The sequence below is a fragment of the Macrococcus capreoli genome, from assembly GCF_025628935.1.
GTDB classification, from domain to species: domain Bacteria; phylum Bacillota; class Bacilli; order Staphylococcales; family Staphylococcaceae; genus Macrococcoides; species Macrococcoides capreoli.
In genome coordinates, this window is the sequence record NZ_JAOTIS010000003.1 from 1 (window position 1) to 15981 (window position 15981).

At 34.9% G+C, this 15981-nt stretch carries 16 protein-coding genes and 1 riboswitch; of the genes, 11 read left to right on the forward strand and 5 right to left on the reverse strand.

Features of this window, described 5'->3' with window-relative positions; all coding sequences use genetic code 11:
• The first annotated feature begins 105 nt into the window (after positions 1-105).
• Positions 106-279: riboswitch (Lysine riboswitch) on the forward strand.
• 77 nt (positions 280-356) lie between these two features.
• From OCL94_RS02835 to lysA, 8 genes are all read left to right on the forward strand, one after another.
• Entirely contained in the window at positions 357-1598 is a 1242-nt protein-coding gene (locus OCL94_RS02835) for an aspartate kinase (RefSeq protein WP_262994379.1), read from the forward strand.
• A 98-nt stretch (positions 1599-1696) separates the two neighbouring features.
• Positions 1697-2683, forward strand: a complete 987-nt coding sequence (locus tag OCL94_RS02840; RefSeq protein ID WP_262994380.1) for an aspartate-semialdehyde dehydrogenase — start codon at positions 1697-1699, stop codon at positions 2681-2683.
• Positions 2684-2718: 35 nt separating this feature from the next.
• Complete coding sequence (gene dapA / locus OCL94_RS02845) at positions 2719-3606, forward strand: 4-hydroxy-tetrahydrodipicolinate synthase (RefSeq protein WP_262994383.1); 888 nt, start codon at positions 2719-2721, stop codon at positions 3604-3606.
• The gene (gene dapB / locus OCL94_RS02850) at positions 3607-4329 is read left to right on the forward strand and encodes a 4-hydroxy-tetrahydrodipicolinate reductase (RefSeq protein WP_262994385.1); all 723 of its coding nucleotides are present in this window, start codon (positions 3607-3609) and stop codon (positions 4327-4329) included.
• A 48-nt stretch (positions 4330-4377) separates the two neighbouring features.
• A complete protein-coding gene (gene dapD / locus OCL94_RS02855; RefSeq protein ID WP_262994387.1) occupies positions 4378-5094 on the forward strand; it encodes a 2,3,4,5-tetrahydropyridine-2,6-dicarboxylate N-acetyltransferase in 717 nt (238 codons plus the stop codon).
• A 56-nt stretch (positions 5095-5150) separates the two neighbouring features.
• Entirely contained in the window at positions 5151-6317 is a 1167-nt protein-coding gene (locus tag OCL94_RS02860) for a M20 metallopeptidase family protein (protein WP_262994389.1), read from the forward strand.
• The gene (locus OCL94_RS02865; protein ID WP_262994391.1) at positions 6292-7356 is read left to right on the forward strand and encodes an alanine racemase; all 1065 of its coding nucleotides are present in this window, start codon (positions 6292-6294) and stop codon (positions 7354-7356) included. The genes OCL94_RS02860 and OCL94_RS02865 overlap by 26 nt, the downstream gene beginning before the upstream one ends.
• Positions 7353-8624 (forward strand): diaminopimelate decarboxylase, encoded by a 1272-nt coding sequence (lysA, locus tag OCL94_RS02870; protein WP_262994393.1) that lies wholly within the window; start codon positions 7353-7355, stop codon positions 8622-8624. The genes OCL94_RS02865 and lysA overlap by 4 nt, the downstream gene beginning before the upstream one ends.
• A 68-nt stretch (positions 8625-8692) precedes the next feature.
• Here the strand turns inward: lysA and cspA are convergent, their stop codons facing one another.
• Both cspA and OCL94_RS02880 read right to left on the reverse strand, forming a co-directional pair.
• Positions 8693-8893 (reverse strand): cold shock protein CspA, encoded by a 201-nt coding sequence (gene cspA, locus OCL94_RS02875; protein WP_016912585.1) that lies wholly within the window; start codon positions 8891-8893, stop codon positions 8693-8695.
• 185 nt (positions 8894-9078) lie between these two features.
• On the reverse strand, positions 9079-9381 hold the full coding sequence (locus tag OCL94_RS02880) for a DUF1033 family protein (protein WP_262994396.1): 303 nt from the start codon (positions 9379-9381) through the stop codon (positions 9079-9081).
• A 128-nt stretch (positions 9382-9509) separates the two neighbouring features.
• Between OCL94_RS02880 and OCL94_RS02885 the strand changes: the two genes are divergently transcribed.
• From OCL94_RS02885 to OCL94_RS02895, 3 genes are read left to right on the forward strand one after another with little or no spacing between them, the layout of a single operon-like run.
• Positions 9510-9776, forward strand: a complete 267-nt coding sequence (locus OCL94_RS02885; RefSeq protein ID WP_262994398.1) for an acylphosphatase — start codon at positions 9510-9512, stop codon at positions 9774-9776.
• Between the two features lie 17 nt (positions 9777-9793).
• Complete coding sequence (locus OCL94_RS02890; protein WP_262994400.1) at positions 9794-10558, forward strand: 5-bromo-4-chloroindolyl phosphate hydrolysis family protein; 765 nt, start codon at positions 9794-9796, stop codon at positions 10556-10558.
• A complete protein-coding gene (locus OCL94_RS02895; protein ID WP_411268467.1) occupies positions 10545-11714 on the forward strand; it encodes a toxic anion resistance protein in 1170 nt (389 codons plus the stop codon). Before OCL94_RS02890 ends, OCL94_RS02895 begins: the two co-directional genes overlap by 14 nt.
• 46 nt (positions 11715-11760) lie before the next feature.
• Here OCL94_RS02895 and brnQ read toward each other — a convergent pair whose 3' ends face one another.
• From brnQ to OCL94_RS02910, 3 genes are all read right to left on the reverse strand, one after another.
• The gene (gene brnQ / locus OCL94_RS02900) at positions 11761-13092 is read right to left on the reverse strand and encodes a branched-chain amino acid transport system II carrier protein (protein ID WP_262994404.1); all 1332 of its coding nucleotides are present in this window, start codon (positions 13090-13092) and stop codon (positions 11761-11763) included.
• Between the two features lie 109 nt (positions 13093-13201).
• Positions 13202-15043, reverse strand: coding sequence for a vWA domain-containing protein (locus OCL94_RS02905; RefSeq protein WP_262994406.1), 1842 nt, complete (start codon positions 15041-15043; stop codon positions 13202-13204).
• Positions 15043-15828 carry an ATP-binding protein gene (locus OCL94_RS02910; protein WP_411268471.1) on the reverse strand — a complete coding sequence of 262 codons (786 nt, stop codon included), beginning with the start codon at positions 15826-15828 and terminating at the stop codon, positions 15043-15045. The genes OCL94_RS02905 and OCL94_RS02910 overlap by 1 nt, the downstream gene beginning before the upstream one ends.
• Between the last annotated feature and the right edge of the window lie 153 nt (positions 15829-15981).

A 15981-nucleotide genomic window follows, 5' to 3' on the forward strand; every position in this document is an offset into this window, starting at 1 on the left:
TTTTTTGCAATTGAAACGTTTATCTGCAATCTATATTTTTTAAATATTTATAAAACACTTTACAATTCAGAAATGTTTCTGTAGAATGTAAATCATCAACTTAATAAATAAAGATGAGGCGCATCAATCATGAGTAAGTAATGTTAATTCTGCAAATGAATTACTGAAAGGGTGCGATGCCGAAATGTAGTATTTATTGCAGTGAATACTATGTTGGATCCACAGGTTAAGAGCTATGGATTTGTCATTATTGAAAAATAATGGAGTGCATCGCTTGTATATAGATTAACAAGTCCAGATGTCTCTGGGCTTGTTTTTTTGTTGTCGTGATGCCCCTACTTTCAGGAGGCGGATTAATGTTAACAGAACCAAGGATTCAGACGAATCATCACAATCAACACATTAAAGTATTAAAATTTGGCGGTAGCTCAGTGGCTGACTTCGATAAAATCAAAGCTATCGCAGAATACCTCAAATCACGTACTTTACAACATGAAAAATTAGTCGTTGTCGTATCAGCCATGGGAAAAACGACCGATCAGTTATTAAATAATGCGACAACTTTATCAAAATCACCAAAAGATAGTGCACTGGCAATGTTATTATCAACTGGTGAACAACAGACGATTGCATATCTTTCAATCATTCTTCAGGAAATTTCAGTTGAAGCAGTCGCACTAACTGGTGCACAAGCTGGTATAAAAACTGAAGGTCATCATTTAAAAAGTAAAATCCAAACCATCAATACAGATAAAATCAATCAATTATTCAATACGAAAGATATTATTATTATTGCAGGTTTCCAGGGAATTAATAATAACGATGAATTAACGACACTCGGTCGAGGGGGCAGTGACACAACAGCTGTGGCCCTTGCATCAAGTCTAGGTGCGACGTGTGAAATATACAGTGACGTATTAGGTGTTTATGGTACTGATCCACGTATTTATCCTGATACACAAAAGATTGATCAGTTAAGCTTCGAAGAGATGATGGAACTATCATCTCTTGGTGCAGGCATTCTTGAGACAAGAAGTGTTGAAATTGCACTGAACCATAATACACCCATTTATACTGGAAAAACATTATCGACTGAGAAAGGAACATGGATTATGCCAACAGAACAAATTATTGAAAGAAAAGCCGTAACAGGCATCGCACTAGATAAAAATATGGATTACATCACACTATCCTATCCAATGCATGACGCCAAGGTATTAAAAGCGATTTACAGTGCTTTAGAACAACAACAAATCAATATTGATATGATATCGCAAACTGTAAATAATGATGGGATGCAGCTTTCATTTACGATGAAAAATACAGAACAACAACAAATCAGTACCATCATTGAAGACTTAAAACAATCATACCCTGCCCTGCTCCATGAAACGACTTCACATTATGCTAAAGTTTCAGTTGTCGGTTCTGGTATGAGAGATATGAGTGGCGTCGCAGCTAAAGTATTTACCACTTTAATTGAATCTGAAATCGCTTATTATCAAGTTTCAACAAGCGAAATCAGTATTTCGGTTGTCGTTTCAGAGCAGAACGCTGAACGTGCAGTACAGACGTTATGCCAGCAATTTAATATATAAATTATTTAGATCATCCATTTTCACTTTAATTTAGTAAAGCATAAGGATACTATAGTATTAATTATCAAAATATTATGATTTTAAGGAGTGTTTACTTAATGTATAAAATTGCAGTCGTCGGTGCTACAGGACTAGTTGGACAAAAGATGCTTGAGGTAATAGAAAGAAAAAATATCCCTTATGACAGCTTAACGTTATTTACTTCAGCGAGATCAGCAGGAAAAACTATCGACTTTCAAGGAAAGCAATACATTACAGAAGAATTAACAGAAGAAAAAGCAAACAAGAAGTATGATTTCGTCTTAATGAGTGCTGGAGGTACAACGAGTCTCAAATACTCACCTCTATTCGAAGCAGCAGGTAGTATCGTTATCGATAACTCTAGCGCTTTCAGAATGGAACAAGATATTGATTTAATTGTACCTGAAGTGAATCACCCACAATTAAATAGAAAGATTATTGCAAATCCAAACTGCTCTACAATTCAGTCCGTTGTTCCTTTAAAGCCGCTTCAAGACCATTTCGGACTTAAACGTGTTGCATATACAACATATCAAGCCGTATCAGGTAGCGGTGTTGCCGGTCGTAATGATTTAATCAATGGTGCAAAAGGTGAAGCGCCTACAAATTATCCTCACCCTATTTATAACAACGTATTACCGCATATTGATGTATTCCAGCCCACTGGCTATACAAAAGAAGAACAGAAAATGATTGATGAAACAAAAAAAATCTTGAACTTACCTGATTTAAAAGTAACTGCAACGTGCGTTCGAGTCCCGGTACAAGATTCACACTCTGTTGCGATCAATGTAACGTTAGACAAACCAGCAACAGTTGAAGCAATTCGTTCTTTATTCGAACAGACTGAAGGCGTTGTATTAGTAGATGATGTTGAGCATAATCAATACCCTCTTGCCATTCATGCAACAGGTAAAGATGAAGTATTTGTCGGTAGAATTCGCGTTGATGAATCACTTGAGAATTCGTTCCACATTTGGTGTACGGCCGACAATTTATTAAAAGGTGCTGCACTAAACGCCGTTCAAATATTAGAACAAATCCATCAGCAAAATCATCTATAAAAGAATGTTTATATTTCATACAAGGAGTGTTATATATGACACAAGTACAATTTAATGGCACGGCAGTTGCAATTACGACCCCCTTTCTAAATTATGAAGTCGATTATGCAACGTTTGAACGCCATATTCAATTTCTGATCGATAATGATATACAAGCGATATTTGTCAATGGTACGACAGGAGAAGGTTCAACTTTAACAGAAGAAGAAAAACTAAAGCTCGTTGAAATTGCGATACGAACTGCTAACAAACGAGTGCCTATCATTGTTGGGACCGGCACTAATAATACTCAAGCAACCATCGATCATTCATTAAAGGTAAAAGCATTAGGTGCAGATGGCATTATGCTGATTACACCCTACTATAATAAAACGAATCAACGTGGCTTAATCCAACACTTTACAACCATCGCAGACAAAGTACAGTTACCAGTAGTACTCTATAATGTTCCAAGTCGAACAAATATGACGATTGAACCGGAAACTGTGGAAATACTTGCTCAACATCCATATATCTATGCATTAAAAGATGCAACCGGTGATTTAGACTATACGCGTGCTGTGAAGTCACGTGTGCCTGAAGCCTTCAAACTTTATTGTGGCAATGATGATATTATCATTCCATTTTATGCTGCAGGGGGCGACGGGGTAATCTCAGTGATTGCAAATGCGATTCCGAAAGAATTCCAGCAAATTTATACAACATTCAAAACAGAACAGTCATTAGCAGAGCAGCAATTTAATGCGATTAACCCCCTACTGAATGCTTTATCTGTAGACATTAATCCAATGCCGATTAAAGCACTTGTCACACAAATCGGCTTTGCGAATGGTGAGCTACGCTTACCACTTGTTCCATTATTAGATGAAGAGCAGCAGCATATTAAAAGTGTATATCAACAATTCAAAAGTCAGGTGATCTAATTGAAAATATTACTCGCAGGATACGGTGCAATGAATGAACGTGTTGCACATTTAGCAAATGCTCGTGGTCATGAAATATCTGGTATCATACTATCTCGTAAAACGGATAAGTCATATCCTTATCCAACCTATTTAGTCAATGAAACAATTCCTGATGTAGATGTTATTATTGATTTTTCGAATCCAGCAATAACATTACCGCTGATTCAAAGTGAAGTTAATATACCACTTGTAATCGCTACAACAGGAAAAAAAGAAGAAATCATTCAAAGCTTAAAGACTAAAGCTAACAGTGTACCTGTTTTCTTTAGTGCAAACATGAGTTATGGTGTGCATATACTAACTGAACTCATTCAATATGCAGTGCCCCTATTACAAGATTATGATATTGAACTCATTGAACGTCATCATAACAAGAAAGTGGATGGACCAAGTGGTACATTAGTGAAACTGCTCGATGCCATCCAGAAAAAAAGGAAGCTACATCCAGTAACCGATCGTACAAATGTAGATAAAGCGCGTGAGGCAGATGACGTAGGTATTAGCGTCGTGCGTGGAGGTACGATTACGGGAGAACACGAAGTATTATTTGCAGGACACGATGAAACAATTCAAATTATTCATCGTGCACAAAGTAAAGATATCTTTGCAAATGGGGCAATTGATGTTGCAGAAAAATTGATCAATCAACCAAACGGTTATTTTACATTTGATAATCTATAATTTAACTCATCAAAAGAATCGAAGAAAAGAGAAAATGGAGGTCAAACAATGAGAGATTTAACTGCACAAGAAATTATTCAATATATAAGTGAATCCAAAAAACAAACACCTGTAAAAGTATATGCCAATGGTCATTTTGACGATATAACTTTCCCTGATACATTAAAAGTATTTGGCTGCAGTCAATCTAAAACGATATTTGGTGATTTAGCAGACTGGGAAGCATTTTACGAGCGTCACGAAGCAAATATAACAGATGTTGAAGTGGAATATGACCGACGTAATTCGGCCATTCCATTAATTGACCAACGTTATATCAATGCACGTATCGAGCCAGGTGCATTCATTCGTGAACATGCGGTCATTGAAGATAATGCGGTTGTTATGATGGGTGCGACAATCAATATCGGTGCTGTTGTCGGAGAAGGCACAATGATTGATATGAACGCAGTATTAGGCGGCCGTGCAACGACTGGTAAGAATGTCCATGTCGGTGCTGGTGCTGTGCTTGCTGGTGTTATTGAACCCCCAAGTGCAGATCCGGTTGTTATTGAAGATGATGTATTAATCGGTGCCAACGCTGTGATATTAGAAGGTGTACGTGTCGGACGTGGTGCAGTTGTTGCAGCAGGGAGTATCGTTACGGAAGACGTCCCTGCTGGTACTGTTGTTGCAGGCGTCCCTGCGCGCGTCATTAAACAAGCATCTGAAGTTGAAGGTTCAAAAATAGAGATTGTATCTGCATTAAGACAACTCAATCAATAGTTTAAAGCTGATAATTATCAGCTTTTCTTTTTATCAAAAGTATTTGAGGTGAAACAATGGTATGTATTGAAGAAATAACTGATATAAGAAGACATTTGCATCAACATCCTGAACTCAGTTTACAGGAATATGAAACGACACGTTTTATTATTGATCATTTAGAAAAGCTAAATGTTGAGTACTTTACGCCGCTTGACACTGGTGTCATTGCATTCATTAGAGGAAATGCTGAACAGACGATTGCTTTTCGTGCTGACATTGATGCTTTACCAATCGATGAGCACAATGACGTATCCTTCAAATCAAATGTACCCAATGTTATGCATGCTTGTGGTCATGATGGTCATACGACAATGCTACTCGCACTGATGAAAGAAGTGAAACAGTTAAGTGAACAACATTCGCTTCACTATAATTACATGTTCATTTTCCAGCCATCTGAAGAAGCAAATGCCGGCGCAAATTTACTCATTCGAAATTTTGACTTTAGCCCATATAACATTCAAGCGATATACGGTATTCATATGATGCCCGATAACCCAGAAGGTGAAATTGCTTATCGCAGTAATGAAATTACTGCGAGTGCAACAGAATATCGCTTTTACATTGATGGAAAGAGCGCACATGTTGCGAATAAAGAACAAGGTTATGCTGCAAGTAATGCGTTAATCCAAATACTCAATCAAGTGAGTACGCTGCAACAATTCTATTTACCAGGGCTCAATAGAAATATAGTACATATTGGTAAGTTTAATGCCGGTGAAGCGATTAACACTGTCCCATCGACGGGTTATTTAGAAGGCACGATTAGAACATATAGTGCGCATGATTTGGATATCGTAAAAACAAAAATGACTGAAATGGCAAAGGGTATTGCAATGACAACGGGCTGCCAGGTAGAGGTTGCTTTCACTGAAGGTTATCCTCCGACAATCAATCATGAAACTTTAGAACAACGCGTCATCAGTGCCATCAATGATGCGCAGATAACACCCGTTCATAACGATCTACCCTATTTGTTCGGTGAGGATTTTTCATTTTATGCTAAAGTTGCGCCAACGTATTTCGTCTTTCTGGGTTGTCGCAATAAGGACAAAGGTTACATCCATGGCTTACATCACAATCAATTTAATTTTGATGAGAAAGTATTAATCAATGGTATCAACTATTACTTATCATTAGTGAGGAGTTACGAACATGAGCGCAAAATGGGAAATCAATAAAACACGATTCACTGAAAATATCCGCAATGTCATCAAAGATTACCCTGTTATCGCAGTTATCAAGAATAACGCATACAATTTCGGACTGGAATTTACAATGGATTGTATGACAGCATGTGGCATTAACTACTTTAGTACAACAAGCCTTGAGGAGGCTATAATGATCAGACGCCTCAAGGCAGATTGTAATATCTTCTTAATGAATCCAACGACTGAATTCGATACATTAAGAGCGTATAACATTGAAATGACACTTCCCTCACCTGAATTCTATGAACAATATAAGCATAACCTTGACGGCATCACTGTTCATCTCGAATTTGAAAATCTATTACATCGCTCCGGCTTTAAAACTTTAAAGTGCTTGCAAGCTTTCATTCAACACTATCAGGTAAGTGAAAGTAATATGCATATTAAAGGATTATGGACGCATTTCGGTTATGCCGACGAATTTGAAGTCGATGACTATCACCATGAACGCCAAACATGGCTGGATGTAGTGCATCATTTAACAGCATTACATAATTTTGAGGTGATTCATGCACAAAATAGTGCCAGTTATATGCGTGAAGAAGGATTATTAGATGCACATACGCACTTACGACTCGGTATCATATTATTTGGTGCCCGTCCTTATGCAAGTTTACCGCCTTCCACTACTGAACAAGCGCTACGCATTTCAAGTCATGTGATACAAATAAGAAAAATCAAACAAGATGAATCTGCAGGATATAGTTTTGCGTTTACTGCACTCAAAGACACACGCCTTGCAGTTATTGCTATCGGATATGGCGACGGTATCCTTAGAACACGCGCAAAGCATGATTGCATGATTAACGGGAAAAGATATCCAATTAAAGCGCTCATGATGAGTCATATGTTCGTCGAAGTCGATGAAACCGTTCAACCTAATGATACAGTCTATATTTATCATGAAGCTATGCGCATCGATGAATATACATTTAAAGGTGTCGGCGCAAATTCAGAACAATTATCTGCATTGAACCATCATACTTTACTTACGGAGGTTACAGCATGAATATAACGAGAGAAAATGGTGTAATGACATTACATGGTCATTCACTGATTGATATTAAAAATAAATATGGGACACCCCTATTTGTATATGATGAAGCATTGATTAGAAATCAATGTCGTAGATTTCATACAGCGCTTCAACAATCCGGTTTAAACTATACAATATCTTATGCATCAAAAGCATTTACTTCTATTCAGCTATTTAAACTTATGCAGGAAGAAAATATGGGATTAGATGTTGTTTCTGAAGGTGAGTTATTTACCGCGCTTACAGCACAATTTAATCCTGGTCGCATTCACTTTCACGGTAATAATAAAACAAAACGTGAAATTCAGTATGCTATTGAAGCGGGCGTAGAATACTTTGTAATAGATGCATTAGATGAAATTGAACGCATTAATGATATTGCGAATCAACAAGGTAAATCCGTAAAAGCAGTACTTCGTGTTAACCCTGGCGTAGAAGCACACACACATGAATTCATTCAGACAGGTCAGGAAGATAGTAAGTTCGGATTAAGTATAAAACACGGACTTGCGCTTCAAGGCATACAGCAAATTATCGCATCTTCAAACATTGAATTTCATGGCATCCATTTTCATATCGGGTCTCAAATTTTTGAATCAACCGGCACAATAGAAACGATTCAAATCGTAATTCAGTGGTTAAAAGAACATCAAATTGATATTAAAGTATTGAATATCGGCGGTGGTTTTAGTATTCGCTACACATCAGACGACATCAGTTATCCGATTGAAGATGGCATTAAATCCATTACAGAGACATTGATAGCAACATGTGAAAGTCATGATTACCCTATCCCTGAAATTTCGTTAGAACCTGGTCGTTCTATTGTTGGCGAAGCGGGTATGACGCTTTATGAAGTGGGGACCATAAAATCGATACCTGGAATTAATAAATATATTTCAATCGATGGTGGAATGAGTGATCATATCAGAACAGCACTTTATAATGCACAGTATGAAGTTGAACTCGTTGATCGCGAAGAACACGAACTTGAAACCGTTACTGTTGCCGGTAAGCTGTGTGAATCAGGTGATATTATCGCACGTAATATCAGCTTACCTCAATCAATTAAAAGCGGTGATACACTTTGTGTGAAATCAACTGGAGCATACCATTATTCAATGGCTTCAAATTACAATCAAATGCTTAAACCGGCAGTTGTCTTTGTGTCTGACAAAGGCGTTCGTAAAGTTATTAAAAGACAATCGCCGGATCATTTAATCGCTAATGAAATATTATAAAAAAGAAGGACACCCTGGAATTTCCAGGGTGTCCTTCTAACGTGCATATATAATTTCTTGCATTAAAATTATAATTTTACAACGTTTGCAGCTTGTGGTCCACGGTCGCCTTCAACCACTTCGAATTCCACTGCTTGTCCTTCTTCTAATGATTTGTATCCTTCTTGATTAATCGCTGAGAAGTGTACGAATACGTCGTTTTCTCCTTCGATTTCAATGAATCCAAATCCTTTTTCTGCGTTAAACCATTTTACTGTACCTTGTTTCATAATTAGAAACCTCCACACTATAAAAATTCAATATGTGTAATTCATATTGCTATAAATTATTATAAAATACCGTTATTCATAAAGCAATACAATATTCTGTAAATTAAAAACATTTCACAAAATTTACTTTGCTGTAATATATGTAATTAAATGAATACGATTCAATATGATATAGTAAATTAATGCTATATTAATTCGTATGGATATACAACACCATCATTTAAGAAAATTACGCTATGAAATATTTGAACATCTTCATCACATGCTTCGCAAAATTCAATCTCACAATTATTATAAAAAGCATGGATATAATACTGACCTGTAATTTCATTACAAAATCTTGCTCTTAACGTGTTGATTTGCTGTTGGTAATAACGTTGCGCGTCATACAATAATTCAAATGTTTGAATATCAGTTGCTTGATCTCTATAGCCTTCAAAAAGCCACCAACCTTCATAATCTGCTCTAATCGTAATAATCTCGTACATTACTCTCACCTCGTATGAAAATATTATGTTCTGTTTAAATATTATTTTCAAGTAAATCGGCTTAGAAAAGCGATTTATTAGGTAATTTTATCTATTTTACATATAATAATAGATAGAGGTGACACAAGATGAAATCACTCCATCTAAAAGTTTATGGCCATGTTCAAGGCGTAGGTTTTCGTTTTTACACAGTACAACATGCTATTAAGTTTAACGTGACGGGGACAGTTCAAAATGTAAATGATTATGTAGAAATTTTTGCGACAGGCTCAGAATCGGCACTCAATCATTTTACAGAAAACGTACTGCGTGGTGCTTCTCCGATGTCCCGTGTTGCATCATATGAGATTATCGAGATACCGTTACAAACGTTCAATCAATTTAAATCGATATAGTTAAAGGACATGATGATATGAAATATAATGCATCTTATATATTTGGTGCAATTTTTGCAGTACCTATCGCAATGATCACCGGCTTTATCAGTATGCAATTTTTCCACTTTGATATGTGGATTGATATGTTAGTCATGATTGCTGGTTATTTCAGTGCATATCTACCCATACAAACGACAACAGGTAATAAATATTTAAAAGCAATGGGCATTACAAAACAGGAATATAAATATATTCGTAAAGAAATGAAACAAGCAGAACCGAAAATTAAACATTTATTGATTCAATATAAAAAAGTACGTTCAATCAATGATTTTCGCAATGTCAATGAAATTAATAAATTGGCACGTACTATTTATAAAGCAGTTCAGAAAGATCCTAAAAAATTTTTTAAAGTAGGTAGTTTTTTCTTTTCACATCTTGAAAATACTGTGAATTTACTGGATCAATTTTTATACTTATCTCGCATGCCACATAAGACGCAACAGGACAAACAATTATTATATAATGCACAATTAACACTAGAAGAATTAAAGCGTACATTACAAGCTGATTTAAAAGCATTAAATTCTGCAGACTATGAACAAATGAAAGTAGAAATTGACATTGCAGCATTAAACAAATCAAACAGCAACAATGCAATGAAAGAAAACACCGATTCATCACGTATTAACGAAGCGAACCACCATAAATATTTATCACAAAAACTAGAAATACCGGTTAAATTTAACCGTTCACAACATAAAGAACCAATCGTTGAAAGGACACATGAATATGAATGAACAAGAACGCATTAATGATTTAATTGCTAACCCTTTTGAAGTGACAGAAGGTCAACAAATCGTTAAAAACAATAAGCAAATGACGACAACATTTCAAACTGAAACAATATCACCTGAAAAGCGCGAAAAAATAAATCAAATCAAGTTACAAATAAAACCACTTGATAATGAAAATTTATTGTTATATGGTGCAAGTGCACAACAAAAATTGTCAGTATTCTCACATCAAATATTAGATGAAGTACAAAAGAAAGATGTCGGTTCCATTGGTGATAGTTTAGACCAGTTAATGAAAAAATTAAAAGAAGTCGACCCTGATGAAATTACACAAGCCGAAAAAAATACAATAAAACGCTTATTTAAACGTGTCTCTAAATCGGTGAATGAACTGATTTCACGTTATCAATCTGTGTCAGGTCAAATCGACCGTATCTCGGTACAACTCCAAAATTCAAAAGATGTCTTATTAAGAGATGTTCATATGCTCGATCGTCTGTATGATGAGAATAAAGCTTACTTTGAAGCATTAGATATGCTTATCATTGCAGCTGAAGAAAAACGCGATGAAATTCAATCTGTTATGTTACCAGAACTCGAACAGCTTGCCCTATCATCAAATGATCAAATGGCTGTTCAGGATGTAAATAATTTAAGACATTATTTAAATCGTTTAGATAAACGTATTTATGACTTAAAATTATCACGTCAAATTACATTACAATCTGCGCCTCAAATTCGTATGATTCAAGATGTCAATCAAACGTTAGCTGAGAAAATTCAAAGTTCTATCCTAACAAGTATTCCATTATGGAAAAATCAAATGGCAATCGCAATGAGTTTATTACATCAGCAAAAAGCTTCAAAAGCACAACAACAAGTAACTAATACGACAAATGAACTGCTACTTAAAAACTCAGAAATGCTGAAGATGAATACAATTAGGACAGCGCAGGAGAATGAACGCGGCATTGTCGAATTAGAAACATTAAAAATTACACAGCAAAATATAGTAGATACAATTAAAGAAACTTTATCGATTCAACAGCAAGGTTCAGAAAAACGTCGTGCTGCAGAGATTGAACTTGGAAAAATGGAACAAGATTTAAAACAACAATTATTACAAATCCAGCAAAATCAACGACAAACTAATATATAATAAAAAGACTCGAGGAGTGATCGTTTTCATTCCTCGAGTCTTTTTATTATTGATATTTTATGTTCTCTTGTTTTATTCCGACGATGTAACCAATAATATAGCCAATGATTGCAAACAATAACCATTCCATTGATTGTGCTTTTAACGGTAATGCGTTCATAAAAGTGAATGTTTTAAATAATGAACTGATTACTGATAAAACCGATACAATCGTTACGAGAATAATTGGTATTTGAAACGCGATAATCGGTGTCGGAACGAATTTTGCAACTAACATGATTAATACTAATGTCATTGCGATCGGATATAAAATCATTAATACAGGTATTGACTTGTCAATTACTGCTTTTAACCCTTGATTCGCTAATATAAAACTAAAAATCGTAAACACGATTGCATATACTTTGTACGGAATACGCCCATAAATTTCATGGAAGTATTCACTCACTGCCACGACTAACCCTGTTGAAGTCGTTAAACACGCCAGACTTACGATAATACCGATCAGTAATTTACCGAAAATACCAAATGCATCATTTGAAATATGCGTTAAAATATACGTACCTAAATCTAAATTATGCTGTTTAATATCAGCAAGTTGACTACTTGATAAATGATAATGACTACCAATCCAGCCTAACGTTAAATAAATGAAACCTAATGCTATAGCAGCAATCATACCTGCCAGCACTGTTTGTTTGAATAAACCTGTTTCTTTCGTTATACCTTTATCTTTAATCGCATTAATTACGATAACAGAAAATGCAATAGCTGCTATGGCATCCATCGTTTGATAACCATTCGTAAATCCATTAAAGAAACTTGTGTTCATATTTGAATACATTGTTGTATTACCCTTAACTGCATGTGTTCCTAATAATGAGGTAATCCCAACGACAACCAATGCCAGAATTGAAATTAATAATGCAGGTGTTAATATTGCACCTACTCTATCAACCATTTTAGACGGATTAATTGCTAACCATAATGTAATGCCAAAGAATATTAAAGTGAAAATAAACAATGACATTGCAGATGGACCCTTGCTTAAAAATGGCAATACTGCCATTTCATAAGATGTCGCACCTGTTCTTGGAATAGCAAATAATGGCCCGATTGTTAAATAGACAGCAGATAAAAACACAACACCAAAAATCGGATTAATTTTATGTAAAACACCTTTATATCCAGCTTCATCTAATGAACCAATGATAATGCCTAGTAAGGGTAAGCCTACTCCAGTTAAAATAAATCCAAATATTGCAGGCCAAAAATAATGACCACTTGTAAAGCCTAAATTAGGGGGAAAAATTAAATTTCCAGCTCCAAAAAATATTGCAAATAACATAAAACCTACGACCCAAGTACTTTTTTTCATAGGCGAACCTCCTTACTTTAATGGTATTTATATTAACACTTTAAACGCATAAAGTCTATATTTTTCTGAAAATTTGAAAAATAAGCGTGCACATGTTACATTTAACACTTTAAAATTGCTTCATGCTTTGAAGCAGTAATGTTTTTAATAATGGCTGAATCACGCTTGGTAATTTTTCGACACCTTCAACAAAAATACAATAATCATTGTAAATATTTTTTATCGTTGCACGTGTATTATCATCAATTTTAGTCTGACTTAGAAATATATTGATGACAAAAATATTTTCTTTTCTTAATGCCACTACCGCATCATGCGTATCAATAATACCATTGGCTTCATAATCAAACGCTGACGGTTCACCATCTGAAAATACGATTAAGAACTTTTGTTTTTCTGTTCTTTGCTTCAACATATGTCCTGCAACTCTTATTGCTAAACCATCACGATTATCTTCTCCCGTTTTGTAACTCACGACGTTAGGTGAATACTGTTGCAGAAGACTATTTTGATAGGTAATAATTTGTTCTAAAATATTCGGTTGTAGCTTCTTATCCGCTTCAAAGCCATCTTCAGAAAATGCTAATATTTCATGCTTGATTGCGAGTTGCAATAACGTCTCATGAAAAAGTACAATTCCTTTTTTCGTTTCCTCTAATTTATCTTCCATACTAAAAGATGCATCAATCAGTAATGAAAAAGTAGCATCTAACTGATAAGATTTTTGATCCTCTTTATAGAATATACGTTTTCTATCATCGACAAACCACTGCGTTAAATTTCGATTTAACTTTCCTTTGCTTAAACCTTGTCTTTTCGCTGAAACTTCATGATCGACACTTTTATTAATGACATTGACAAGTGTTTTTATTTCTTTTAAAACTTCTTCTTTATATTGTTGATAAATCATTAAACTTTGTTCGTTTTGCTCAGTGTCTTTCCATATCAATTGCGTAAATGCATTCTCTTCACCAACTATATCACTGATATCATTGCCCTCTGCATCAATCTGTGGTGCTTTCGATTTACCTTTGCCCATTAACATCTCTGTAATATCATCGCTCGCATCACCTTGGCGATCATTTTCTTTAATGTTATTACTATTTGCGCCTTCGGTCACTTCTGTCTCAAGATATGCACCACTTTTTGTTTCAGTATCACGCTGTTTCGTTTGTATAGATTCGGATTCATCCATTTCTGCAACATCTTGTTTCGCTTTATCAAGGTTCGCATTTTTATATGCTTTCGCATTCATGTATGCCAATTTCGGTATATAGTAATATTCATTTAACATATCTTTCTTTAAATGTGGTTCAATGATATGCATTAAGCGAATCGCTAGATTTGCACTGTCTTCCGTATTTTTCAACTCATAAATAGACTGAAGTGCAAGTTGTATGTGATAGTCCAATGCACTGAAAAACTTTGTTTGAAATGATAATACATTATCAGTCAGTAATGCATGCTCAATTTGAAGAAATAATTCGTCGGTCGGCATCGCTTTTGTCTGATAAAATTTGATCTGACTTTCGTTTTCTTTTAGTTTCGCAGATATACGAACGTTAAAAAATTTTTGTGTGAATGGTCTTGACTGACGAATGTAATGTATTAATCGATATTCATCAATCATCATAAATAATTGATAAAAGAAACTCTTTACACGAAAATCTTCGTTGAGCACTTCTTCGACAACATCTAAATCGGTTAAATCAAAACCGATGGCATGGAGTATCGTATCACTTTTTAATAGTTTCATCTCTTCTTCACGTTCTCGATGTTTCCATTTAAATGCCACATTAATCGTATTTTCCACTAAATCAAAATAAGCAAACTTTTGAAAATTGACTTTGACAGTTTCATCTTTTCGTAGTAATTGCGCTAAATCAGTCAATGTCATCATTAACGATGGATCAACACGTTCATCATTAAATAATATAAATTTTTCACTCATTAGAAATTCAATTCCATTGCATTCATAATTGCATTTTGTTCACGTTCATCATCTAGTTTATCAATGATGGCGCGTTTAACAGCACGTTCAATCGGCATAATACTTATTAAATCACAAAAGTCGAGTAATGCACGAATCGAACTGGCTTCTTCACTAATCTGACCTTGGCGTGCCATTGTAATTAAATCCTGATTAAATTTAATAATTTGATCTAACAATGAATCATCGTGTAATGTAGTTTGCTCTTTAATGACTTGTTTTAAAACATCTCCATGAATATAGTGTAAATCCAATACGACAAAACGGTTCTTTAAGGCTTCATTCATCGGTAGTGTCCCGACATAACCCACGTTAATGGCAGCGATCACTTTAAAATTTTCATGTGCTTTAATGACTTCTCCGGTAAATGGATTCGTTATTGTTCTACGGAAATCAAGTACACCGTTGAGTATCGGTAACGTTTCTGGTTTAGCCATGTTGATTTCGTCTATATATAACAGATTACCTTCACGCATTGCTTCAATCACCGGACCATCGACAAATACAATTTTTGAATCACCATTTACATTTTCAATCGTTTTATATCCAAGTAAACTTTCAGCATCTAAATCTACAGAACAGTTTATACTATTCATTTTCTGTTGCATATCCGTACTTAAAGTTTCTGCTAATTTCGTTTTTCCTGAACCTGTAGGTCCCTTGAGCAACACATTCTTTTTTAAATTTAACATTGCCAGTGCATCTTGATAAATAGTAACATCACTGTTTTGATATTTTTGCACAATTAAACTCCCTTTCAAAATAAAAAGAGGCAAATGCTGCCTCTTTTTTTGTATACCGTTATTATACACGATTGTATTAGTTTTTGTATCAATCTGTTTCAAATTATCAATTGAACATTTCAACTGATATAATAGTATTATTCATCTTGAACACAT